Here is a 23891-nt window from a genome sequence, read left to right as displayed (position 1 = left end):
CGGGCGATTAAACCTGCATGATCTCATGTTCCTTGGTTTTCAAGGCCTCGTCGATCCGCTTGATGGCCTCGTCGGTCATCTTCTGGACCTCGGTTTCCATCTTCTTGCGCTCGTCCTCAGCGATGGCCCCGTCCTTCTCGGCCTTCTTGAGGTCGTCATTGGCGTCGCGACGGACGTTACGTACGGCGATCTTCTGCTGCTCGGCGTATTTGCCGGCGATCTTCTGCAGGTCCCGGCGGCGCTCTTCGGTCAGCGGCGGGATCGGGATGCGCAGGTTCTGGCCTTCGACCACAGGGTTCAGCCCCAGGCCCGAGGCGCGGATGGCCTTCTCGACCGAGACCACGACACCGCGATCCCAGACGCTGACGTTGATCTGGCGCGGCTCGGGCACACTGACCGAAGCCACCGCGTTCAGCGGCGTCGTGGAGCCATAGGCCTCAACCATGACCTGGTCGAGCAGGCTGGCCGAGGCGCGACCGGTGCGCAGGCTGCCGAACTCTTCCTTCAGGGCGGAAACGGCCTTGTCCATGCGGTCGCGATAGCGCGACAGGACGGGTTTTTCGGCGGCGGCCATGTGGCTCTCCTCGCTAGACTTGATTTCAGGCGGCGCGGTCTTCGGCGACCACGGTGTGGGTCCCCTCACCTCGCAGGACCGTCAGCAAATTGCCGCGCCCTTTGATCGAGAAGACCACGATCGGAATACTGCTGTCGCGCATCAGCGCCACAGCCGAAGCGTCCATGACGCGGAGATCCTTGGCCAGGACATCCATATAGCTCAGGCGATCATAGCGCTGAGCGGTCGGATCCTTCTTGGGATCGGCGGTGTAGACGCCATCGACGCTCGTGCCCTTGAACAGAGCGTCGCACTGCATCTCTGCGGCGCGGAGGGCGGCGGCGGTGTCGGTCGTGAAGAACGGGTTGCCCGTCCCAGCGGCGAAGATGACCACGCGTCCCTTCTCAAGGTGGCGTTGGGCGCGGCGACGAATATAGGGCTCGCAGACCGTGGCCATCGGGATCGCCGACTGCACGCGGGTTTGCACGCCAATGCGCTCAAGCGCATCCTGCATGGCCAGCGCGTTCATCACCGTGGCCAACATGCCCATGTAGTCAGCGCTCGAGCGTTCCATGCCCTTGGCGGCCCCGGCCATGCCGCGGAAGATGTTGCCACCGCCGATGACCAGGCAAAGCTCGACGCCCGACTTGACGATTTCGGCGACGTCTTCAGCGACAGATTGCACCGTGTTGGTGTCGATCCCGTAGGGCGTGTCGCCCATCAGGACCTCGCCGGACACTTTCAGCAGGATGCGGCGATATTTCTGGGGCGCGCTGGTATCGGACATGGGACCGCTATTCCTGAGTCGTCGGCACGCACATTACGTGCGTTCTACAGAAGTGGGATGGGTTTTGCCAACCAAGGTGCGTACGCCGGATGGCAGGCGTGAAAAGGGCGCGGCGCGCGTCAAACGCGCCGCGCCCAATTTCTCGATCCGACGCCATCGGGCGCCGGGATCAGGCCTTAGGCCTGACCGGTCATCGAGGCGACTTCAGCCGCGAAGTCGTCTTGCTTCTTCTCGACGCCTTCGCCGAGAGCCAAGCGCGTGAAGCCCTTCACGGCAACGGGAGCGCCAAGGGTCTTGGCGGTTTCGGCGACCAGTTGCTCGACGGTCTGGTCCGGGTTCATGACGAAGGCTTGCTTCAGCAGCACGACTTCTTCCAGGAACTTGCGGATACGGCCTTCGATCATCTTCTCGACGACGGCGGCGGGCTTGCCCGACTCCAGCGCCTGCTCGGTGAACACGGCCTTTTCACGCTCGATGGCGGCCGGGTCCAGATCGTCCGGCGACAGCGACAGCGGCGAGGTCGCGGCGACGTGCATCGCGATCTTGCGACCCAGCTCGCGCAGGGCGGTCTTGTCGCCGGTCGACTCGACGGCCACCAGCACGCCGATACGGCCGAGGTCCGGCGCGGTGGCGTTGTGGATGTACGAGGCGACGACGCCGTTCTCGACCGACCACTTGGCGGCGCGACGCACCATCATGTTCTCGCCGATCGTGGCGATCAGGTTTGTCAGGTGGTCCTGTACGGTCTCACCGCCGGCCAGCTTGGCGGCGGTAATCGCGTCGACCGAACCGTCGGTGCCGAGCGCAGCGCCGGCGATCTGACGGGCGGCGCCCTGGAACAGGTCGTTGCGCGACACAAAGTCGGTTTCGGCGTTCACTTCGACGGCCGTGGCGGTCTCGCCCGCGCCTTGCTCGGCGGTGGCGATCGCGACGAGGCCTTCGGCGGCGGCGCGGTCAGCCTTCTTGGCGGCCTTGGACAGGCCCTTGGCGCGCAGCCAGTCGATGGACGCTTCGATGTCGCCGTTGTTTTCAGCCAGCGCCTTCTTGCAGTCCATCATGCCGACGCCGGACTTTTCGCGCAGTTCCTTGACGAGGGCGGCGGTGATCTCAGCCATCGAAAATCTCCAGATTCAAACGGTTGGCGACCGAGCTTGTTAGCTCGCCAAATCGATAAAGAGTTGGGACCGGGCTATTTAGCCCGGTCCCATGTCAGGGTCGCGACGGTCCCCGCGCGGAGCGAGGACACGTTGGAAATCAGCCTTCGGCCGATTCCGGAGCCGCTTCGGCGGCCGGAGCTTCCGGAGCCATTTCGCGGGCCAGGGCCGGCTCGACCGGAGCAACCGAAGCGCCCAGGTCAACGCCGGCGGCGGCTTGGCCAGCGGCCAGACCGTCCAGGACAGCGTCGGCGATCAAGTCGCAGTACAACTGCAGGGCGCGGGCGGCGTCGTCGTTGCCCGGGATCGGGTAGGTGATGCCGTCCGGATCGCAGTTGGTGTCGAGGATGGCGACGACCGGGATATTCAGCTTGCGGGCTTCTAGGATCGCGATCGCTTCCTTGTTGGTGTCGATCACGAACATGATGTCGGGGATGCCGCCCATGTCCTTGATGCCGCCCAGCGACAGTTCCAGCTTGTCCCGCTCGCGGGTCAGCTGCAGCAGTTCCTTCTTGGAACGGCCTTGAGCTTCGCCGGCCAGGACGCCTTCCAGTTCGCGCAGACGAGCGATCGAGCCCGAGACGGTGCGCCAGTTAGTCAGGGTGCCGCCGAGCCAGCGGTGATTCACGTAGTACTGGGCGCAGCGCTTGGCGGCGGTGGCGACCGGGTCACTGGCCTGACGCTTGGTGCCGACGAACAGCACGCGACCGCCGGCGGCGGCGACTTCACGGACCTTCACCAGGGCTTGGTGCAGCAGCGGGATCGACTGCGACAGGTCAATGATGTGGATGTTCGAGCGCGAACCGAAGATGTAGCGGTCCATCTTCGGGTTCCAGCGGTGAGTCTGGTGGCCGAAGTGAGCGCCGGCTTCCAGGAGCTGACGCATGGAGAATTCGGGAAGAGCCATCGGGCCTTTGTCCTTTTTCCGGTTGAACCTCCGTGGACACCCCCGACCCAGACCATTCTGGAGCGGGACCGGAACGGCGTCACCGGGATGTCTCCCCGTTGCTGCCGAACGTCCACGTGTGGAATGGCCGCGCAGATAGTCGCTGTTGGACGAAAAGGCAAGCCCGCTCTTGGGTCGTAAGCCGCAACATCATCCTTCCTTGGGGCGATCCGCCGCGCCAACCTGACCGCGTTCGTCCACAGAAAGCGCCGACGATGTCGCAAATCCTCCACGGGACCATGGCTGTATGCTGACGCTTATAGCGCAGCGGAGATGGGTATGCTCGCGGTGTTCGACATGGACGGCACGCTGCTCGACGGCGACTCGACCGCCACCTGGTTGTGGGAGCGGGCAAAGCAATCACCGCTTCGCCTCTTGGCCGCGCTGGCGGTTCTGCCTTTCGCGCTCCCGATGGTAGCCCTGCCCAGCACCCGCCGAACCGGAGCGTCGATGCTGCTCTGGATCTCCACGGTCGGCCTTACCGAGCGCCAACTTGTCACGTCGTGCGAACGCTTCGCGCGGTCTTTCAAAGACGGAACCAACAGCCTGGGCTGGAAGTCGCAAGCTCTGCGCGTTCTGGAGGATCATGCCCGAGCTGGCGATCGTATCGTGGTCGTCACGGCGGCGCCGACCTGCCTGGCTAGGGCCCTGCTCGACACGCTCGACCGTCCTGTTGAACTGCTCGGAACATCGCTTAAGCCGGTCATGGGAGGCTGGGTCGCGGATATACACTGTCGTCATCAGCGAAAATGCCAGGCCCTCGCGCAAGCGGGCCATGGCGCGCACTGGGCGTACGCCTATACCGACAGCCTGGATGATCTGCCGCTGTTGCGCGCCGCCGAGCGGCCGGTGATCGTCAAGGGCGGCAAGGCGGCGGAGCGAAAACTGCTCCGCGCCGGTTTGCGGAACGCCCGGGCGGCGGCTTGGTAGGGCCCCCATCCCTGTCACGACAAACAGTCAGCGCCTCACGGATCCCGGGATCGAGGCGCCGGGGGCTTTAAGGCCCGAGGACATCCCAAGGCGCCGTGGCCCTCGCTCCAACGCCCGCCCTGACGGCCCCCTGGCGTCGACGCCGAGAAGCGACGGCGCGGGATCGCGAAGCGCTTTTGCTAGAAGGACTTTCCGTCCACAGGCTGCGGCTTAAGCGCAAACACATCAACGCCGTCCAGGCACCGCAGGTTCACGGCGATGACGTCCTGGCCGTTCGGCGCGGTTCCCCGTCCGAACGATTGAATACCGCAGGTGCGACAGAAGAGGTGGGCCACCTTGTGGGTATTGAACCGAAACTCCGTCAGCGAGTCCTCGCCTCGCTCCAGCGCAAAGGACGCTGAGTCTGCGAAGGCCAGCACCGAGCCCAGCTTGCCGCACCGCGAGCAGTTGCACTGAATGGCGTTATCAAGCTCGAGCTCGACTGCGAACCGAACCTGACCGCATTGGCATCCGCCCTGATGTCGCGACAACCCTTCCTCCCTCCCCGCACCCTTGAGCGCAGCCTATCAGCGAAAACAGAGATCTAGGAAAATATTCCTAGACGTCCTCCAGCAGCGCCACACCGGGCGCGGTCTTCAACGCGCCACGCAGAGCCGCATCCAGGGTGTAACGCCCAGGCAGCCGCAGCTCGATCTCCCGGCCGCCGCCAATCGCCGCGACGAAGGTGACCTCGCCGCCCTTCTGGGCCTGGGCGGGTTCAAGGCGACGCTTCAAGGCGTCAATCTCTGCGGCGGACGGCGACAGGTGGACCCGCAGCCCCGCCACGACATTCTCCACCGCCTTCTCGATCGGTTCGGCGTCGTCGCCAAAGAAGCGCACCTCGCCGTCACGCGCCTTGGCGCGAACCTTGATCGTCACGGCCTTGCCAGGCTCAAGGACATCCCGGCATTTACGCAAGGATTCCGGCGGATACAGCACCTCGTACTCGCCGGTGGGATCAGACAGCGAGACGAAGGCGAATTTCTCGCCGCTTTGCGAGGCCCGCTCCTGGCGACGGCGCACGACACCGCACATCCGGAAGGCTTCCGCCCCAGCTTCGGCCTGGGCCATGGCCTCGGCGAGCATGACGGTGCGGCGGCGTCGCAGCATGCCGACCATGTCTTCCAGCGGGTGACCGGTCAGATAGAAACCGACGGCCGACAGTTCCTCATCCAGAAGATCGACCTGGTTCCAGTTCTCGGTCTTGGACAGACGCGGGCGACCGGCGCCGGGGTCGGAGCCGAACAGGCCGCCCTGCCCGCCCTGGCGATCGGCGTGGCAGCGCTGGGCATGGGCGATCAGGACGTCGGCCGAGGCGACGATCTGGGCGCGGTTCTTGTGGATCGAGTCGAAAGCGCCGGCCCGCGCCAAGTTTTCGATCGCCCGCTTGTTGACCTGCTTGGGGTCGATGCGCTCGACAAAGTCGAAGATGTCGCGGAACGGCCCGCCCTCCTCGCGCACCGCCACCAAATGCTTCATCGCCTCAAGGCCGACATTGCGGATGGCGCCCAGCGCGTAGAGCACCTCGCCGTTCTCGACCTCGAAGTCAGCGCCGGACCGATTCACATCCGGCGCGCGCACCGTGATCCCAAACCGCCGCGCGTCTTGGTGGAAAACCGCCAGCTTGTCGGTGTTCGACAAGTCGAGGCTCATCGACGCGGCGAAGAACTCTACGGGCGTGTTCGCCTTCAGCCAGGCGGTCTGGTACGAAATGAAGGCGTAGGCGGCGGCGTGCGACTTGTTGAAGCCGTAGCCAGCGAACTTGGCGACCAGTTCGAAGATCGAGCCGGACTGCTCCTCGGGGACGCCCTTCTCCTTGGCGCCGGAGACGAAACGGATCTTCTGGAGATCCATCTCCTCCTTCTTCTTCTTGCCCATGGCGCGGCGGAGCAGGTCGGCCTCGCCCAGGCTGTAACCCGCCAGGATCTGGGCGATCTGCATCACCTGTTCCTGATAGACGATGACGCCGTAGGTCTCCTTCAGCACCGTCTCGAGCGAGGGGTGCAGGGTGTCGACAGGCTTCCGACCGAACTTGCAGTCGACGAAGGTGTCGATGTTGTCCATCGGTCCCGGACGATAAAGCGAGATCAGCGCGGTGATCTCCTCGATCGAGCCGCAGCGCATCTTGCGCAGCGTGTCGCGCATGCCCTGGCTTTCCAGCTGGAACACGCCGACCGTCTGGCCAGAGGCGAGCAACTCGTAGGTCTTCGAGTCGTCGAAGGGCAGCTTGCCAAGATCGATCTCGAAACCGCGCTTCTTGAGATGCTTTACGGCGCGGTCCAGCACCGTCAGCGTCTTCAGGCCCAGAAAGTCGAACTTCACCAAGCCCGCGCTCTCGACCCACTTCATGTTGAACTGGGTGGCAGGCAGATCCGAGCGCGGATCCTTGTAGAGCGGGGTCAACTGCGTCAGCGGCCGATCGCCGATCACCACGCCGGCGGCGTGGGTCGAGGCGTTACGGAAGAGGCCCTCCAACTGCAGCGCCACATCCAGGCACGCCGAGACGTTGGCGTCTTCCTTCTTGGCCTGCTTGAGCCGCGGCTCCAGATCGATCGCCTGGGCCAGGGTCACCGGCGCGGCGGGGTTGTTGGGCACCATCTTGCAGAGCCGGTCGACGAGACCCAGCGGCAGTTGCATCACGCGCCCGACGTCGCGCAGTACGGCGCGCGCCTGCAGCGAGCCGAAGGTGATGATCTGAGCCACGCGATCGCGGCCGTACTTCTCCTGCACATAGGAGATCACCTCTTCGCGCCGCTCCTGACAGAAGTCGACGTCGAAGTCGGGCATCGAAACCCGTTCGGGATTGAGGAAGCGCTCGAACAGCAAGCCGAACCGCAGCGGATCAAGGTCGGTGATGGTCAGCACCCACGCCACCAGCGAGCCCGCCCCCGAGCCCCGCCCCGGACCGACCGGGATGCCGTGCGCCTTACCCCACTTGATGAAGTCCGAAACGATCAGGAAGTAGCCCGGGAAGCCCATCTTCTTGATGATGCCGAGCTCAAAATCGAGCCGCTTCCAATACTCTTCCTCGGGCGCCGACAGGGTCAGTCCCTCAAGGCGCATCTTCAGGCCTTCGCGCGCCTGATGCTCGAGTTCCTCGGCCTCGTTGCGGCCGTCGCCCGTCGGGAAACTGGGCAGGATCGGGTCGCGCTTGTGCACCATGAAGGCGCAGCGCCGGGCGATATCGAGGGTGTTGTCGCAGGCCTCAGGCAGATCGGCGAACAGCTTGCGCATCTCGTCCGCCGGCTTGAACCAATGCTCAGGCGTGACGCGCCGACGCTCGTCCTGACCAACAAACGCGCCGTCGGAGATACACAGCAGCGCGTCGTGGGCGTCGTAGAACCCCGGCTTGGCGAAATAGACGTCGTTGGTCGCCACCAGCGGCACGTCCTGGTCATACGCCCAGTTGACGAGACCGGGCTCCGCCGCCGCCTGGCGCGGAAGTCCGTGGCGCTGCAGTTCGACATAGAAGCGGTCGCCGAACACGCGATGCATCTCGGCCAGGGCCGCCGAGGCCTCGGCGGTCTTGCCGGCGGCGAATAGCGCATCGACCGGCCCGTCCGTGCCGCCCGACAGCAGGATCAGCCCCTCGCTGTACTCAGCCACCTTCGCCCAAGGAACGACAGGCTCCGGCAACTCGGCGCTGTCGAGATAGGCGATCGAAGACAGTTCGGAGAGGTTGAGATAGCCCCGCTCGTTCTGGGCCAGCAACATGATGGTCGGCGCTCGAGCCCAGCGCTCGGTGGGGCCGCCGCCGATGCCGACCACTGGAATGGCGCAGCCGATGATGGGCTGCACGCCCGCATCCTTGGCGTAGGAGGAGTATTCAAGCGCCCCGAACAGGTTGGCGCGGTCAGCAAGGCCGGCGGCCGGCATCTTGGCCTCGGCGGCCAGCTTGCCGATCTGGTCTGCCTTGATGGCGCCTTCCAGCAGCGAATAGGCCGAGCGGACCCGCAGGTGGACGAAACCTTGCCCCTCCCCGTCCGACATGAGCGCCCTCCGCTAGATCATCGCCAACCGGCGACTCAGGCCACGAGATTGGCCACCGTGCACATCATCCAGACGAAGCCGACGACGGAAACAAGGGCCAAAGACTCACGCGCTACACGGATCATCGGAACCTCCACAGATTTCTTGTTTTGTTCCGTATTCCGGTTTTGTTCTGTTCACAAGATGTTCCATCGCGCTCTGTTGCATTTTCTTCGCGCAAACCACGGTCAGGCCCCAGCGGGCCTTGAAACAAGTGGCCAAGCCCCGCGGAGTCGGCCAGATCAGCGCCATGCGTCTGATTATCGACACCGACACGGCGGGAGACGATGTGTTCTCCCTGATGCTCGCCCTCACCCGTCCGGGGGTGCAGCTCGAGGCCATCACCATCGCGCACGGCAATGTGGGCTTCGAGCAGCACGCCGAGAACGCGCTGGTCACGCTGGAGCGCTGCGGGCGGGCCGGCGAGGTTCCGGTCTATCCGGGGGCCCAGTTCCCTCTGATGCGCGCGCCCCTGGACGCCGCCTATGTGTTCGGTCGCGATGGCATGAGCGACAACGGCTTTGCGAAGACGGCGCAGCGTCCCGCAGACGGCCACGCGGTCGACGAGCTGGTTCGGCGGATCATGGCCGCCCCCGGCGAGATCACCCTCATCGCCCAGGCGCCTCTGACCAACATCGCCGTCGCCTATCAGCGCGAGCCGCGCATCGCCAAGGCGCTGAAACACCTGTGGGTCATGGGTGGCACCGACAATGGCGTCGGCAACGTGACGCCGGCGGCGGAGTACAATTTCTACGCCGATCCCGAGGCGGCCAAGATCATCGTCAACGCCGGTTTCAACCTCTCCATCGCCACCTGGACCCTGACCTTGAAGGACGGGCTGTGGACGACGCAGCAACTGGACGCGCTTCACGCTCTAGGCACCGACAAGGCGCGTTTCTTCACCGATGTGAACCGCGCATCGCTCGCCTTCGCCCGCGAGACCGAGGGCCTGGATGGCAGCCTGCATCCCGATGCGCTGACCTGCGCGATCGCTCTTGACGAGAGCCTGATCCTGGACGCCGAGCACTGCGCCGTCGATGTCGAGACCATCGGCGAGCTCACCCGAGGCTATCTGAGCGTCTCACATTCGATCCTGCCGGACATTGAGATCGCCGACCCGGCGCTGAAGCGCCGTCCGCCAAACGCCCGCGTCATCAAGTCGATCGATCGCGCGGGATTTTTCGCGGCGATGAGAGCCGCCCTGCTCTAGCCGCGCTGGACTTCCAGATGGCCGTCCTTGAGGGCGACCACGCGATCCATGTACCGCGCCAGCTCCATGTTGTGGGTCGCGATCACGGCCGCGACGCCTTGTTCGCGGCAGACTTGATAGAGCGACTGGAACACAGCGCTGGAGGTGGCCGGATCCAGGTTTCCCGTCGGCTCGTCGGCCAGCAGGAGCTTCGGACGATTGGCCAGAGCCCGGGCGATGGCCACACGCTGCTGCTCGCCGCCCGACATCTGGGCCGGCTGGTGGTTCAGACGGTGCCCAAGGCCAAGCCCCTCCAGAAGCTCTTTAGCCCGTGCCTCGGCCTCACGGCGGCTCTTGCCTGCGATGGTCAGCGGCATGGCGACGTTCTCCAGTGCGGAGAACTCCGGCAGAAGGTGATGAAACTGATAGACGAAGCCGACGGTGGCAAGGCGAATACGCGTGCGCGCCCGCTCCGAGAGCTTAGAGCAGTCACGCCCCTCAAGAGCCACAAGGCCCGCATCCGGCCGCTCCAGCAAGCCCGCTGAATGCAGCAGTGACGACTTGCCCGAGCCAGACGGACCGATCAGGCCGACGACCTCGCCGGGATAGACGTCCAGATCGACCCCTCGCAGGACGGGGAGATCGCCGGCTTCGGTCTTGTAGACGCGTTCCAGGCCGCGCAGGGCGAGAACAGGATCACTCATAGCGGAGCGCCTCCACCGGATCGAGGCGCGAGGCGCGCAGGGCGGGCGGCAAGGTGGCCAGGATGCTCATGGCCGCTGAGGCGAGAACAATGCCGCCCACCTCGCGCCAGTCGATCTTCGCCGGGATGTGCGAGAGCATGTAGACGTCAGCGTTGAACACGGACGTCCCTGTGGCCCATTCCACGAAGTTCTGGATCGGGGTGATGTAGGCGCAGAACAGAACGCCCAGCGCCAGACCGCACAGGGTGCCGGCAACGCCGATCGAGGCCCCGGCCATCAGGAAGATCCGCAGCACCGCGCCTTGGCTGGCGCCCATGGTGCGCAGGATGGCGATATCCTTGCCCTTGTTCTTCACCAGCATGACGAGACTGGAGATGATGTTCAGGGTCGCGATCGCTACGATGCAGAACAGGATCAGCCGCATCACCTTGCGCTCGACCTGCAGCGCGGTGAAGTAGCTGTGATTTTTGTCCATCCAATCGTTCACCAGAGCGCCCGGGCCGGACGCGACCTCGACCGCCGGCTTGAGCGCCTTGGCCTTGTCAGGGTCGTCGACCTTGATCTCCACATAGTCGACCGTGGTGTCGCGGCCGAAGAACAGCTGGGCCTGCTCTAGAGGCATATAGATGAACGCCTCGTCGAACTGGCTCATGCCAACGCTGAAGACCCCGCCGACAATATAATTCTTCTCACGCGTCGAACTGCCGAACGCGGTAGCCGGTCCGGAAGGCGAGATCACGGTGATCGGATCGCCAGGCTGGACGCCCAGGGTCTGCGCCATGCGATCGCCGATCAGCACGATGTCGCCGCCGTACTCGCCCTGGCCAAAGCCTTCCAGCGAGCCCTTCTTGATGTTGCCCGAGATCAGCGACATGTGCCGCAGGTCGCTGGTCGCCACCCCGCGCACGATCGCGCCGGTCACCTGGGTGGGACCGATCACCATCGCCTGGGCCTCGACCATCGGCGCGGCCTGGATGACTCCGGGCGCGGCCTTGATCCGACGGATGATGGTGTCGCGATCCGGCCCGTTGATCAGCGGCGACTGGGCGTAGAGGTGCCCGTTGAAGCCGAGGATGCGCCCGAGTAGCTCGGCCCGGAAGCCGTTCATCACGCTCATCACGGTGATGAGCGCGAAGACCGCCAGCATCACCGCGCTGAACGAAATGATCGAGATCAGCGCCACGCCGCCGTTCTTGCGCTTGGCGAACAGGTACCGGCGAGCGACAGAGCGCTCCCAGCGGCTGAAGGGACCGGCGGCGCGGGCGTCTTTCATCAAGCAGTCTTGCTCTTAGTCAGGCCGTCGAGAACGGACTCCAGCGAGGCGGTATGCCGCTCACCGGTCTTGCGGTTCTTGATCTCGACCACGCCCTCGGCGATGCCCTTCGGGCCCACGATCAACTGCCAGGGCAGGCCGATCAGGTCCATGGTCGCGAACTTGGCGCCGCCGCGGGCGTCGGTGTCGTCATAGAGCACGTCGCGGCCGGCGGCCTTGAGCGCGTTGTAGGCGGTCTCGCAGGCGGCGTCGCAAGCGGCGTCGCCCTGGCGCATGTTGACGATGCCGACGTCGAACGGGGCGACGCTTTCCGGCCAGATGATGCCGCCCTCGTCGTGGCTGGCCTCGATGATCGCGCCCAGCAGGCGCGAGACGCCGACCCCGTAGCTGCCCATCTGCACCGGGACCTGCTGGCCATCGGGGCCTTGAACGGTGGCCTTCATAGGCTCGGAGTACTTCGTGCCGAACGAGAAGATGTGACCGACCTCGATGCCCCGCGCCGACAGGCGGTCGGCTTCCGGCAGGGCGTTGAAGGCCGCCTCGTCGTGCATTTCCTCGGTCGCGGCGTAGAGCGCGGTGCGCTGGTTCACGATCGGCTGCAGGTCGCCGTTGATCCAGTCGAGGTCCGGCCCCGGCGCCGGCATCTCGACAAGGTCCTTGTGGCAGAAGACGGCGCTTTCGCCGGTCTCGGCCAGGACGATGAACTCGTGGGAAAGGTCGCCCCCGATCGGACCGGTGTCGGCCCGCATCGGTACGGCCTTCAGGCCCATCCGCGCGAACAGGTTCAGATAGGCCACGAACATCCGGTTGTACGACTTGCGCGCGCCGTCGGCGTCGAGGTCGAAGCTGTAGGCGTCCTTCATGAAGAACTCACGGCCGCGCATCACGCCAAAGCGCGGGCGGCGCTCGTCCCGAAACTTCCACTGGATGTTGTAGAGGTTCTTGGGGAGGTCCTTGTAGCTCTTGATCGAGGCGCGGAAGATGTCAGTGACGACTTCCTCTGCGGTGGGGCCAAACAGCAGTTCGCGTTTGTGGCGGTCGGTGATGCGCAGCATCTCGTCGCCGTAGTCGTCGTAGCGGCCGCTTTCGCGCCACAGCTCGGCCAGCTGGATGGTCGGCATCAGGAGCTCGATGGCGCCAGCGCGATCCATTTCCTCGCGGACGATCTGCTCGATCTTGTTCAGGACCCGCAGGCCCAGCGGCAGCCAGGCGTAGATGCCCGCCGCTTCCTGGCGGATCATGCCGGCGCGGAGCATCAGCTGATGCGAAACGATCTGGGCGTCGGACGGCGCTTCCTTCAGCACCGGCAGGAAATAGCGCGACAAGCGCATCAGCTTGGAAACTCCGGGAATTCAAGAAGGGCCTGAGATAGCCCCTCGCCCGACAGCTTGGCAACGCGGTAGAGCCTTCCCGGTTCAGATCTTTGATCTCAACCGCATCAGCAGACTCGTCCATCCAAGCTTGTAAGCGCGACTATCGCAGAAACCACTGCCACTTCTGCGGTCGCGCTTCGGGCTAAACTATGGCCCCGGCCGCGAAAAAGAGAGGCCGCGCGGATCGCCGCGCGGCCTGTCAGTCATCGTCGGGGAAGACGCCACAGAGCGAGACCGGCAAGGCCGATCTCCTGAACACACCCTACTGACCGAACAGGTGGTGGGGCACGCCCATCCGCCGGAAGCGCTAACAATGAGATCGTTCGCCCAAGCCTTGAGCGTTTGGAGGCAAATCGGTCGCGCCCCGCTCAAGGCTTGTGCATTCACACGTCACACGGCCGCCGGCAGGTCCGGAAGCGTGATGAGCTTGAAGTGCACAATCAGGAAGAACAGCGCGAACACCACGGCGGACAGCCAGGTGGTGGTGATGAACTTGCGCTTGAGGTTCGGGTTCATCGGCGCGCCGGGCTCGACGCCCGGCGGCGGCTTGATCCCGGCTTCAAAGAAGCTGCGCGATCCCAGCGGCAGGACCGCGAACAGCACGGTCCACCAGATGGTCATGTAGATCGCGAACCAGGTGATCGGGCTCATCAGTGATGCGCGTCCTTTGGCGTTTCCATGAGTTCGACAAGCATGCCACCCATGTCCTTAGGGTGGACGAAGATGATCAACGTGCCGTGCGCTCCAATGCGGGGCTCGCCCAGCACCGTCGCGCCCTTCGCCACGAGCGCGTCACGCGCTTCGTAGATGTTCTCTACCTCGAAGCAGATGTGGTGCTGGCCGCCCTTGGGATTCTTGGCCAGGAAGCCGTGGATAGGAGAGTTCTCGCCATAGGGCTCGATCAATTCGATCTGGCTGTTGGGCAGATTGACGAAGCAGACCCAGACCCCCTGCTCAGGCATCGCCCACTTGTCGGTGATCGACGTGGCGCCGAGCAGGTCCCGATACATCTTCACCGACTCGTCGATGGACGGCGTGGCGACGCCAACGTGATTGAGCTTGCCGATCATCTGGAGGAACTCCCGCTGCTTTTCTGGTTGTTGGCTGTTGGCCTAGCACCAGTGCTGCAACGCGGAAAGATGGGGCGTCCACGGACCCGCCGCAGACGCCCAACAGGTCAGAGCCGAAGGACCGTCGTCTCGACGACAGGCTTACGTTCCCAGATACGGAATGCGGCCTTCTTCACGGCGCGGGAGATCGCGCCTTCGATCGTTTCGTCGATCTCGCGGGCGTCGCCGTCCAGCTTCTTGAAGGCGGTCTCGGCCTCCTCGCAGAGGTCGTCCAGCGCATCTTCCAGGCTGTATTCATCGTCTCCCGTCAGGCCGATGCCGCGGATCTGTGGACCGGAGACGATCTTGTTGCGGCCATCGAGCACGATCGACACCGCCAGCACGCCGTTGAACGCCGCGTGGCGACGCTCACGCAGCGCCTCGCCGTTCTCGGGCGTGACCACGCCGCCGTCGACATAGAGGCGGCCCGCGGGGACCTCATCGATGATCCCGGGTTGCCCCGGCGCCAATAGCACCATGTCGCCGTTACGCGGGCTGACGGCGTGAGGCACCTGGAGGTCCTTGGCCAAGGCCGCGTGCTCGATCAGGTGGCGGCGCTCTCCGTGGGTCGGTACGGCGATGTGCGGACGAACCCAGGCATACATCTGGCGCAGCTCATCGCGGCACGGGTGGCCCGACACGTGAATGCCCGGCGTATCGCGCTCGGTGTGCAGGCGCACCCCCCGGTCGGCCAGCTTGTTCTGCAGGTTACGGATCGGGATCTCGTTGCCCGGGATCACCCGCGAGCTGAAGATCACGTGATCACCCGAACCCATCTTCACATGCGGATGACTGCCATCGGCGATTCGCGACAATGCCGCGCGCGCCTCGCCCTGGCTGCCCGTGCAGAGATAGAGGACCTCGTTCTCGGGCAGATGCTTGGCCTGATCGTCGTTGATGAACGGCTCCAGGCCTTCCAACAGCCCGACGGACCGCGCCGCAGCCGCCATGCGATGCATAGAGCGACCAGCGAGGCTGACCTTGCGCCCACAAGCCTGAGCCGCGCGGATCACCGTGTCCATCCGCGCCACGTTCGACGCGAAACAGGCAACGGCGATCTTGCCGCTGAGGCTCTTGATCAATGCTCCAAGCGCCTCTCGGACATCGGCTTCGGAACCGGCCGAGCCTTCCTGGAAGACGTTGGTGCTGTCGCAGACCATGGCCAGCACGCCTTCATCGCCAAGACGGCGGATGGCGGCCTCGTCGGTCGGCGCGCCCAGCTGCGGCTCGGGATCAATCTTCCAGTCGCCGGTATGGAGCACGGTGCCCAAGGGCGTCTTGATCGCCAGGCCGTTCGGCTCCGGGATCGAGTGGGTCAGGGTGATCAGCTCGAGCTCGAACGGCCCCAGCTTGAAGCTGCCGCCCAGCGGGACCTCGGTGATCTGCACCTCGCCCAACAGATCGGCGTCCCGCAGCTTCTCACGCAGCAGGAAGGCCGTGAACGGCGTGGCGAACACGGGCGCCTTCAGGCGCGGCCAGAGCCAGTGCACGGCTCCGAGGTGATCCTCGTGGGCGTGCGTGAGCACGATCCCAAGAATATCGTCGGCATAGGGCTCGATATAGGTCGGGTCCGGCAGGATGATCTCGACGCCTGGTGTCGTTTGGTCGCCAAACGTCACACCCAGGTCGACAACGATCCACTTGCGATCGTGCGCCGGCCCGAAGCCGTAAAGATTGAAATTCATGCCGATCTCGTTCGACCCGCCCAAAGGCAGGAAGACGAACTCGTCGTTCTTGGACTTTTTCATCACGTCTCGGAGATGGTGTTTCGGCGGTAGATTTCGAGGAGACCCCGGATCGTGAGATCGGAGTCGAAGTGGTCGATGCTGTCGGTGGCGCCTTCGAACAGCGAGGCGACGCCGCCTGTGGCGATGACGGTCATGGGCTCGCCGCGCTCGGCCTTGATCCGCGAGACGAGACCCTCAATCAGGGAGATATACCCCCAGAAGACGCCAGATTGCATCGCGGACACCGTGTCAGTTCCCACGATCTTGTTACCCGCAGGCCGCTGAATAGCGATGCGCGGCAGCTTCGCCGCCGCCTCGTGCAGCGCCTGCATCGACAGGTTGATGCCGGGCGCGATGATGCCGCCTTCGAAAGCCCCGTCGGCCGCCACGATGTCGAACGTGGTGGCGGTGCCGCTGTCGATCACCACCAGCGGCCCAGGATAGATCATCGCCGCGCCAATTGCGTTGACGAGGCGGTCGGCGCCGGCCTCGGAGGGCTTTTCGATCCGGACATCGATCCCCAGCTTGGCGTTCTCGCCGATCACCAGCGGTTCGACGTTGAAGTAGCGCCGGCTCAGATTTCGCAGGTTGAAGATCGATTGCGGCACGACGCTGGAGATGATCACCGCATCGATCGCCCGGAAACCCAACCCCTGCATCGACAGCAGTTGCGAGAGCCAGACGACATATTCGTCGGCGGTGCGCGTGCTCTCGGTCGCCGAGCGCCATTGCGCCACCCACGACGCGCCGTCGTGGATGGCGAACATGGTGTTGGTGTTGCCTTGCTCAATGGCCAGCAGCATCAAGCGCCTCCAAAAAACACGTCGCCGGCGGTGATCCGGCGAAGACTTCCATCGGCCAGGCGCAGACGGAGCGCGCCATCGGCGTCGAGGGCTTCAGCGATCCCTTCGACGGTCTCATGCCCAAGACGAGCGACGCAAGGCTCGCCCAGCCCATGGGCGCGCGCGGTCCAGGCGTCGGCGATGGCGGGAAAACCTAGGACGTCCCAGGTGCGGAGCCAGCGTTCAAAGGCTTCTGCCAGAACCTCGGCGGCCTCTTGCGGCGATGGCGGCGTCTCCAGATAGGTGGCGATCGCGGTCGCTGGACGCTCGGCGTCGATCGGCTTGCGTTTAAGATTCACCCCGACCCCCACCGCCAGCCAAAGGCCGCCCAACGGCGAAGCGCCAGACTCAACCAAAATGCCGCTGACCTTCAATCCGGCCAGCAGCGGGTCGTTCGGCCACTTCAGGCTGATGAGGTGGCTTGGAACGTAGCGGGCGAGCAAATCGGCGACCGCAAGCGCAGCGACAAACGATACTTGCGCCGCTTCGGCGGGCGGCCTGTCGGTTCGGAATAGGAGCGTTGCGGCGAGATTGCCCTCGCCGGTCTCCCAGGCGCGTCCCCGACGACCGCGGCCGGCGGTTTGCCGAAGACCGACAAGCCACATAGTGCCCGCCTCGCCGGCATCGGCCCGGCGCCGGGCTTCTGCGTTGGTCGAGTCGATCTCGTCTAGAACGACAATGGGGGGGACAGTGACGGGCGAAACGCCCGTCACGTCACGCGTGACCAAAGGCGGCGGCGGCGGCCTTGGCGGCCGGTTCGAGCCAGACCAGGGCCAAGAGCACGATCGGGAACGAGAAGATCGCGGCGGCGAAACCCACGGCCCGGGCCGACGGCGACGGCGCGTCCACGCCGCCCGCAGCGTCGTCGAACCACATCGCCTTGATCAGGCGAAGGTAATAGAACGCCGCAACCACCGAACCCACCAGACCCAGTACGGCGGCCCACTGCATTACGACGTCGCCCGTACCCATGGCGGCCTTGAAAACGAAGTACTTCGCCCAGAAGCCGGAGAACGGCGGCAGACCCAGCGCCGACAGCGAGAACGCGGTCATCGCCAGGGCGACGCCGGGCCGCTGCTTCACGAGACCGGCCATGTCCTGGATCGTCTCCATCGGTTTGCCGTCGCGGTTCAACGCCTGCAGGCAGGCGAAGAAGCCGGTCACGTCCACCATATAAAGCGTCATGAAGATCAGCATCGACTGGAGGCCGACCTCGCCGCCGGCGGCGACGCCTAGCAGGGCGTAACCGACATTCGCGATCGAGGAGTAGGCCCACAGGCGCTTCAGGTTGCTCTGCGCCAGACCGGCGAAGGCGCCCACGAAGACCGACAGCAGGGCCGCAATCACCAGCACCTGGCGCCACTGCGTCTCGGCCGCCGGGAAGGCGTCGCCCAGAACGCGGGCGAACATCATCATGGCGGCCAGCTTCGGGGCGGCGGCGAAGAAGCCGACGACCGGCGTCGGCGCGCCTTCATAGACGTCCGGCGTCCACATGTGGAACGGCGCGGCGGAGACCTTAAAGGCCAGACCGCAGATCACGAAGACCAGGCCAAACAGCAGGCCAACGCCATGCGAGCCGCCGTGCGCAGCAGCCAGGGCGATCTGGCTGAAGTGCGTCGAGCCGGTAAAACCGTAGATCAGCGAGCTGCCGTACAGCAGCAGACCCGACGACAGCGCGCCCAGCACAAAGTACTTCAGGCCCGCTTCCGAGGACTTGGCGTCGTCGCGGCGCATGGCGGCCAGAACGTACAGCGCCAGCGATTGCAGTTCGACGCCGACATACAGGCTGATCAGGTCACCGGCCGAAGCGGTGACACCCATGCCCAGCGCGGCCAGGATCACCAGGACCGCGTACTCAAACTTCTGGTCGCCCCGCTGAGCCAGCCATCGGTCGCCGAGGACGACGGCCACAGCGCTCGAAAGATAGATAGCCACCTTGGCGTAGGTCGCGGCCGCGTCGGCGACGTAGACCCCGCCGAACGCGGCGCCCTTGGGCCCCAGCACCGCCGTGGCGGCGGCGGCGATCAGGGAGGCGACGGCCGCCAGCGTGAAGATGGCCCCGACCTTGCCTCGAAAGGCGCCGGCGACCAGTAGAACCAGCGCCGCGATCGCGAGAACGACCTCAGGCAGCACGAGCGAGAAGTTGGCGGAAAACGTCATTGGCTCCTCACCCACCCACGGCGGCGCGCCAGGCGCCGACGAGCGCGTCGACAGACGTCGCGGTCAGGTTGAAAACGAGATTGGGATAAACACCCAGCACCAGCGTCGACACGATCAGCGGGGCGAAGATCAGGATCTCGCGCTTGTCCAGATCAGTGATCGTGGTCAGCTGCGGATTGGTGATCTCGCCGAACATCACGCGGCGATAGAGGGTCAGGGCGTACATGGCCGACAGGATGACCCCAGTCGCCGAGACGATCGCCGTCCAGGTCGAGGCCTTGTAGACGCCGGTCATGGTCAGGATTTCACCGACGAAGCCCGAGGTGCCCGGCAGGCCGACATTGCCCATGGTGAACAGCAGGAACACCGCCGCGTACATCGGCATGCGGCTGGTGAGGCCGCCATAAAAGGCGATTTCGCGGGTGTGCATGCGGTCATAGACCACGCCGACGCACAGGAAGAGCGCGCCCGAGATGATCCCGTGGCTCAGCATCTGGAAGAGAGCGCCCTGCTCGCCCGCCGCATTGCCCGAGAAGATGCCCATGGTCACGAAGCCCATGTGGGCGACCGACGAATAGGCGATCAGCTTCTTGATGTCGGTCTGACGGAAGGCGACCAGCGAGGTGTAGACGATGGCGATCGCCGACATCGCGAAAACCAGCGGCTGGAACATCTCCGAAGCATGCGGGAACATCGGCAGGCTGAAGCGCATGAAGCCGTAGCCGCCCATCTTCAGCAGGATGCCCGCCAGGATGACCGAACCGGCCGTCGGCGCCTCGACGTGGGCGTCGGGCAGCCAGGTGTGGACGGGCCACATCGGCATCTTTACCGCGAACGAGGCGAAGAAGGCCAGCCACAGCCAAGTCTGCAGCCAAGGAGCGAACTTGAACGTCATCAGCTCGGGGATCGAGGCCGTGCCGGAGATCCCGATCATCGCCAGGATCGCGGCCAGCATCAGCACCGAACCGAGCAGCGTGTAGAGGAAGAACTTGTAGGCCGCGTAGATCCGGCGCTTGCCGCCCCAGATGCCGATGATCAGGAACATCGGAACCAGGCCGCCCTCGAAGAAGAGGTAGAACAGCACGAGATCCAGCGCGCAGAAGACGCCGATCACCAGGGTCTCGAGCACGAGGAAGGCGATCAGGTACTCGACGACGCGCTTCTCGACCGACTTCCAGCTGGCCACGATACAGATCGGCAGCAGGAACGCGGTCAGCAGGACGAACAGCACTGAAATGCCGTCCACACCCATGCGATAATGCAGGCCGGCGAACCAGGCGACGTCTTCCACGAATTGGAAGCCCGGGTTCTTCGGGTCGAACTGGGCGGTGAGAACGATCGACAGGCCGAACGTGACCAGGGTGGTCACGAGCGCGATCCACTTGGCCAGGGTGTCGGTCTTTTCTCCGGCGCCATGCAGGGCGCGTGCGGCGAGGATCACCGCGACGCCGGCCAGGGGCGCGAAGGTCGTAAGGCTGAGAAGGCCGCTCATGAGCTCCGTCCCCCTCAACGGAATGCGTACAGGGCGAAGGTCAGCAGGCCGGCGACGCCGAGCAGCATGACAAACGCGTAGTGGTAGAGATAGCCGGTCTGCAGCTTGCCGGTGCGCTTGCCGACCTCATACGAGACCGCGCTCACGCCATCGGGGCCAAGGCCGTCGATGATCTTCTGGTCGCCGCCCTTCCAGAACAGGTCCCCCAGGAACTTGGCGAAGCGCACGAAGGTGGCCTCGTAGAGCTCGTCGAAGAACCACTTGTTGTAGAAGAAGACGTACAGCGGACCCTTGCGCTCGGCCAGCTTCAGGCCCAGGCGCTCATTGCCCTTGATCAGGTAGACATAGACCGCGATCAGCAGGCCGATCAGCGAAGCGATGAGCGGGCTCCACTTCACCCAGGTCGCCACCTCGTGCGCTTCGTGCAGCACGTGGTTGGTCGGGGCGGTGTAGATGGCGCCGCGCCAGAACTCTTCCTGGTGGTGGCCGACGAAGTAGCCGGTGAAGACGAAGCCGGCGGCGACCGCGCCGATCGACAGCACGACCAGCGGGAACAGCATCACCCAAGGGCTTTCGTGCGGCTTGTGGTCGTGACCATGACCGTGATCGTCATGGGCATGATCGTCGTGACCGTGGGCATGGTTGTCGTGACCGTGCGCCGCATGCGCGTGATCATCGTGGCCGTGGGCGTCATGGCCCCAGCGCGCCGTGCCGTTGAAGGTGAAGAAGGCCAAGCGCCAAGAGTAGAACGAGGTCAGGCCCGCGACGAGCACGCCGATCACCCAGGCGAACATGGCCAAGGCGTTATGGCCGCCAGCGGCGAACGCCGCCTCAATGATGGTGTCCTTCGAGTAGAAGCCGGCGAAGCCCAAGTGCAGAGGCGGGAAGCCAAGGCCCGTGATGGCGATCGTACCGATCGTCATGGCGATGAAGGTCACCGGCAGCAGCTTGGCCAGGGCGCCGTAACGACGCATGTCCTGCTCGTGGTGCATGCCGTGGATCACCGAACCGGCGCCCAGGAACAGCAGCGCCTTGAAGAAGGCGTGCGTGAACAGGTGGAACATCGCCGCCTGATAGGCGCCGACGCCGGCCGCGAAGAACATGTAGCCCAGCTGCGAGCAGGTCGAGTAGGCGATCACGCGCTTGATGTCGTTCTGGGTCAGGCCGACCGTGGCGGCGAACAGGGCCGTCACCGCGCCGATGACCGTGACGATGTTCTTAGCCACGGGGGCGTATTCGAACATCGGCGACAGCAGGCACAGCATGTAGACGCCAGCGGTCACCATGGTGGCCGCGTGGATCAGGGCCGACACCGGGGTCGGGCCTTCCATGGCGTCGGGCAGCCAGGTGTGCAGGAAGAACTGCGCCGACTTGCCCATCGCGCCGATGAACAGCAGGAAGCAGGCGATATCCATCAGCGGCCACAGGTGACCGGCGAATTCCCAGGTCTTGCCGGCGTTGGCCTGGATCAGCGGGAACAGCTCGGCGAACTGGATCGTGCCGAACGCCCAGTAGGTGGTCATGATGCCGAGCGCGAAACCGAAGTCGCCGACGCGGTTGACGACGAAGGCCTTGATGGCGGCGGCGCTAGCCGAGGGCTTCTTGAACCAGAAGCCGATCAGCAGGTACGAGGCCAGACCCACGCCTTCCCAGCCGAAGAACAGCTGCATGAAGTCGGCGGCGGTGACCAGCGACAGCATGGCGAAGGTGAAGAGCGACAGGTACGCGAAGAAGCGCGGCTTGCTGTCGTCCTCGGCCATGTAGCCCCAGGAATAGATGTGCACGAGGGCCGAGACCGTCGTGACCACGATCAGCATGGTCGCCGACAGGGCGTCGATGCGGATCGCCCAGTTGGCCTGGAAGTCGCCGATGTGGATGAATGGCAACAGGTTGACCGTAAAGGCCTCCATGTGCCCCCAGGTCCACTGGCTGAACGTGTACCAGGACAGCGCGCACGACAGGATCAGCGCGCCGGTCGTGACCGACTGCGATGCGACATTGCCGATGCGACGGCCGAACAGGCCGGCGATCGCCGCGGCGATGATCGGCGCGAAAACGAGAATGGTGACAAGCGTCTGCATGACGTCGCTTAGCCCTTCATCATGCTGGCGTCGTCAACCGCGATATCGCCGCGGTTGCGGAAGAAGGTGACGAGGATCGCCAGACCCACGGCCGCCTCGGCGGCGGCGACGGTCAGGACGAACATCGCGAAGATCTGGCCCGCCACGTCGTGCAGATAGGCCGAGAACGCCACGAGGTTGATGTTCACCGCCAGAAGGATCAGTTCGATCGACATCAGGATGACGATGACGTTCTTGCGGTTCACGAAGATGCCGAAGACGCCGATCGTGAACAGGATCGCGGCGACGACGAGATAGTGCGGCAGGCCGATCATTCGGAGATCCCCTCACCCGGCTTGATCTGAACCAGCTCCATGCCGGTCTTGGGCGTGCGGGCGACCTGCTTGCCGATGTCCTGGCGCTTGACGCCCGGCTTGTGGCGCAAGGTCAGGACGATGGCGCCGATCATGGCGACCAGCAGCACCAGGCCCGCCAGTTGGAAGAAGAAGACATAGTCGGTGTAGAGCACCCGACCGATCGCTTCGGTGTTGGGAACTCCGCCCGGCGAAGCGTTCGGCAGAGCGTTCTTCGCGGCGGCTCCGTTCGTAGCCACAGCCGCGACGACCATCACCATCTCCGTGGCGATGACCAAGGCGATCACGCCGCCGAAGGGCAGGTACTGCACGAAGCCTTGGCGAAGCTCGGCGAAGTCCACATCCAGCATCATGACGACGAAGAGGAAGAGCACCGCGACCGCGCCGACATAAACGACGACCAGCAGCATCGCCAGGAACTCCGCGCCAAGCAGGACGAAGAGACCAGCGGCCGAGAAGAAGGCGGTGATCAGGAAGAGCACCGAGTGCACCGGGTTACGCGCCGACACGACGAGGAGACCCGCCGCTATGGTCACGAAAGCCAGTAGATAAAATGCGATCGCCTGCACGGGCATTGGCCCTGGGCTCCCCTGAAATCTTAAGTCCAACAACGGCGCGCCGTGTGACGCGCCGCCTACCCCGGATTCGGCCCCGTCTTTAGCGGTACGGCGCGTCCAACTCCAGATTCTTCGCGATCAGGCGTTCCCAACGGTCGCCGTTATCGAGAAGGCGTTCCTTGTCGTAGTAGAGCTCTTCGCGGGTCTCGGTCGCGAACTCGGTGTTCGGGCCCTCGACGATCGCGTCCACCGGGCATGCCTCCTGGCACAGGCCGCAGTAGATGCATTTGACCATGTCGATGTCGTAGCGGGTCGTCCGGCGGCTGCCGTCCTCGCGCGGTTCGGCCTCGATGGTGATCGCTTGCGCTGGGCAGATGGCTTCGCAGAGCTTGCAGGCGATGCAACGCTCTTCACCCGACGGATAGCGGCGCAGGGCGTGCTCACCGCGGAAACGGGGCGACTGCGGATTGCGCTCGTTCGGATAGATCACGGTCTTCTTCGGCGCGACCATATACTTCATGGCCAGGCCGAACGCGCCCGCGAAGTCCAGAAGGGCCGCGCCCTTGACCGCCTGAGTGATGCGCTGGAACACC

23 protein-coding genes are annotated in these 23891 nt (G+C 64.7%); 2 read left to right on the top strand and 21 right to left on the bottom strand.

Annotated elements, in window-relative coordinates; translation table 11 throughout:
• Nucleotides 1-7 precede the first annotated feature (7 nt).
• From frr to rpsB, 4 genes are all read right to left on the bottom strand, one after another.
• Nucleotides 8-574, bottom strand: a complete 567-nt coding sequence (gene frr, locus J2X45_RS03190) for a ribosome recycling factor (RefSeq protein ID WP_310211248.1) — start codon at nt 572-574, stop codon at nt 8-10.
• A gap of 25 nt (nt 575-599) precedes the next feature.
• Nucleotides 600-1340, bottom strand: a complete 741-nt coding sequence (gene pyrH / locus J2X45_RS03185; protein WP_310211245.1) for a UMP kinase — start codon at nt 1338-1340, stop codon at nt 600-602.
• A gap of 176 nt (nt 1341-1516) precedes the next feature.
• Nucleotides 1517-2455: a translation elongation factor Ts gene (gene tsf / locus J2X45_RS03180; RefSeq protein ID WP_310211242.1), complete on the bottom strand. Its 939-nt coding sequence runs from the start codon at nt 2453-2455 to the stop codon at nt 1517-1519.
• A 139-nt stretch (nt 2456-2594) separates the two neighbouring features.
• Nucleotides 2595-3401, bottom strand: coding sequence for a 30S ribosomal protein S2 (rpsB, locus tag J2X45_RS03175; protein ID WP_310211239.1), 807 nt, complete (start codon nt 3399-3401; stop codon nt 2595-2597).
• Between the two features lie 318 nt (nt 3402-3719).
• Between rpsB and J2X45_RS03170 the strand changes: the two genes are divergently transcribed.
• Complete coding sequence (locus tag J2X45_RS03170; RefSeq protein ID WP_310211236.1) at nt 3720-4370, top strand: haloacid dehalogenase-like hydrolase; 651 nt, start codon at nt 3720-3722, stop codon at nt 4368-4370.
• A gap of 179 nt (nt 4371-4549) precedes the next feature.
• On the opposite strand, the gene J2X45_RS03165 is transcribed toward J2X45_RS03170, so the two are convergent.
• From J2X45_RS03165 to sidA, 3 genes are all read right to left on the bottom strand, one after another.
• Nucleotides 4550-4900, bottom strand: coding sequence for a GFA family protein (locus J2X45_RS03165; RefSeq protein WP_310211232.1), 351 nt, complete (start codon nt 4898-4900; stop codon nt 4550-4552).
• A 67-nt stretch (nt 4901-4967) separates the two neighbouring features.
• On the bottom strand, nt 4968-8399 hold the full coding sequence (gene dnaE, locus J2X45_RS03160; RefSeq protein WP_310211229.1) for a DNA polymerase III subunit alpha: 3432 nt from the start codon (nt 8397-8399) through the stop codon (nt 4968-4970).
• A gap of 35 nt (nt 8400-8434) precedes the next feature.
• Nucleotides 8435-8524, bottom strand: a complete 90-nt coding sequence (gene sidA / locus J2X45_RS03155) for a cell division inhibitor SidA (RefSeq protein WP_096051222.1) — start codon at nt 8522-8524, stop codon at nt 8435-8437.
• 164 nt (nt 8525-8688) lie between these two features.
• Here sidA and J2X45_RS03150 point away from each other — a divergent pair, with 164 nt between their 5' ends.
• Nucleotides 8689-9648, top strand: a complete 960-nt coding sequence (locus tag J2X45_RS03150) for a nucleoside hydrolase (protein ID WP_310211224.1) — start codon at nt 8689-8691, stop codon at nt 9646-9648.
• On the opposite strand, the gene J2X45_RS03145 is transcribed toward J2X45_RS03150, so the two are convergent.
• The 14 genes from J2X45_RS03145 to nuoI all read right to left on the bottom strand — a co-directional run bounded on the left by J2X45_RS03145 (nt 9645) and on the right by nuoI (nt 23890).
• Entirely contained in the window at nt 9645-10331 is a 687-nt protein-coding gene (locus J2X45_RS03145) for an ABC transporter ATP-binding protein (protein ID WP_310211222.1), read from the bottom strand. The two genes, J2X45_RS03150 and J2X45_RS03145, sit on opposite strands and share 4 nt — an antisense overlap.
• The gene (locus J2X45_RS03140) at nt 10324-11604 is read right to left on the bottom strand and encodes a lipoprotein-releasing ABC transporter permease subunit (RefSeq protein WP_310211218.1); all 1281 of its coding nucleotides are present in this window, start codon (nt 11602-11604) and stop codon (nt 10324-10326) included. The genes J2X45_RS03145 and J2X45_RS03140 overlap by 8 nt, the downstream gene beginning before the upstream one ends.
• A complete protein-coding gene (gene proS / locus J2X45_RS03135; protein ID WP_310211215.1) occupies nt 11604-12935 on the bottom strand; it encodes a proline--tRNA ligase in 1332 nt (443 codons plus the stop codon). The genes J2X45_RS03140 and proS overlap by 1 nt, the downstream gene beginning before the upstream one ends.
• 432 nt (nt 12936-13367) lie before the next feature.
• On the bottom strand, nt 13368-13628 hold the full coding sequence (locus J2X45_RS03130) for a DUF1467 family protein (protein ID WP_310211212.1): 261 nt from the start codon (nt 13626-13628) through the stop codon (nt 13368-13370).
• The gene (gene mce / locus J2X45_RS03125; protein WP_310211209.1) at nt 13628-14047 is read right to left on the bottom strand and encodes a methylmalonyl-CoA epimerase; all 420 of its coding nucleotides are present in this window, start codon (nt 14045-14047) and stop codon (nt 13628-13630) included. The genes J2X45_RS03130 and mce overlap by 1 nt, the downstream gene beginning before the upstream one ends.
• A gap of 107 nt (nt 14048-14154) precedes the next feature.
• Complete coding sequence (locus J2X45_RS03120) at nt 14155-15834, bottom strand: ribonuclease J (RefSeq protein WP_310211206.1); 1680 nt, start codon at nt 15832-15834, stop codon at nt 14155-14157.
• Nucleotides 15834-16619, bottom strand: coding sequence for a type III pantothenate kinase (locus J2X45_RS03115; protein WP_310211203.1), 786 nt, complete (start codon nt 16617-16619; stop codon nt 15834-15836). Before J2X45_RS03115 ends, J2X45_RS03120 begins: the two co-directional genes overlap by 1 nt.
• The gene (locus tag J2X45_RS03110) at nt 16616-17368 is read right to left on the bottom strand and encodes a biotin--[acetyl-CoA-carboxylase] ligase (protein WP_310211199.1); all 753 of its coding nucleotides are present in this window, start codon (nt 17366-17368) and stop codon (nt 16616-16618) included. Before J2X45_RS03110 ends, J2X45_RS03115 begins: the two co-directional genes overlap by 4 nt.
• Nucleotide 17369: 1 nt before the next feature.
• Nucleotides 17370-18830 carry an NADH-quinone oxidoreductase subunit NuoN gene (gene nuoN, locus J2X45_RS03105; protein ID WP_310211196.1) on the bottom strand — a complete coding sequence of 487 codons (1461 nt, stop codon included), beginning with the start codon at nt 18828-18830 and terminating at the stop codon, nt 17370-17372.
• Nucleotides 18823-20325: an NADH-quinone oxidoreductase subunit M gene (locus J2X45_RS03100; protein WP_310211193.1), complete on the bottom strand. Its 1503-nt coding sequence runs from the start codon at nt 20323-20325 to the stop codon at nt 18823-18825. Before J2X45_RS03100 ends, nuoN begins: the two co-directional genes overlap by 8 nt.
• The gene (nuoL, locus tag J2X45_RS03095) at nt 20322-22388 is read right to left on the bottom strand and encodes an NADH-quinone oxidoreductase subunit L (RefSeq protein WP_310211190.1); all 2067 of its coding nucleotides are present in this window, start codon (nt 22386-22388) and stop codon (nt 20322-20324) included. Before nuoL ends, J2X45_RS03100 begins: the two co-directional genes overlap by 4 nt.
• 8 nt (nt 22389-22396) lie before the next feature.
• Nucleotides 22397-22702: an NADH-quinone oxidoreductase subunit NuoK gene (nuoK, locus tag J2X45_RS03090; RefSeq protein ID WP_010919806.1), complete on the bottom strand. Its 306-nt coding sequence runs from the start codon at nt 22700-22702 to the stop codon at nt 22397-22399.
• A complete protein-coding gene (locus J2X45_RS03085; RefSeq protein WP_062093367.1) occupies nt 22699-23316 on the bottom strand; it encodes an NADH-quinone oxidoreductase subunit J in 618 nt (205 codons plus the stop codon). Before J2X45_RS03085 ends, nuoK begins: the two co-directional genes overlap by 4 nt.
• Nucleotides 23317-23398: 82 nt before the next feature.
• Entirely contained in the window at nt 23399-23890 is a 492-nt protein-coding gene (gene nuoI / locus J2X45_RS03080) for an NADH-quinone oxidoreductase subunit NuoI (RefSeq protein WP_010919808.1), read from the bottom strand.
• Between the last annotated feature and the right edge of the window lies 1 nt (nt 23891).

The organism is Caulobacter sp. BE264, assembly GCF_031457805.1.
Taxonomy (GTDB): domain Bacteria; phylum Pseudomonadota; class Alphaproteobacteria; order Caulobacterales; family Caulobacteraceae; genus Caulobacter.
This window is presented reverse-complemented; position numbering and strand designations above follow the sequence as displayed.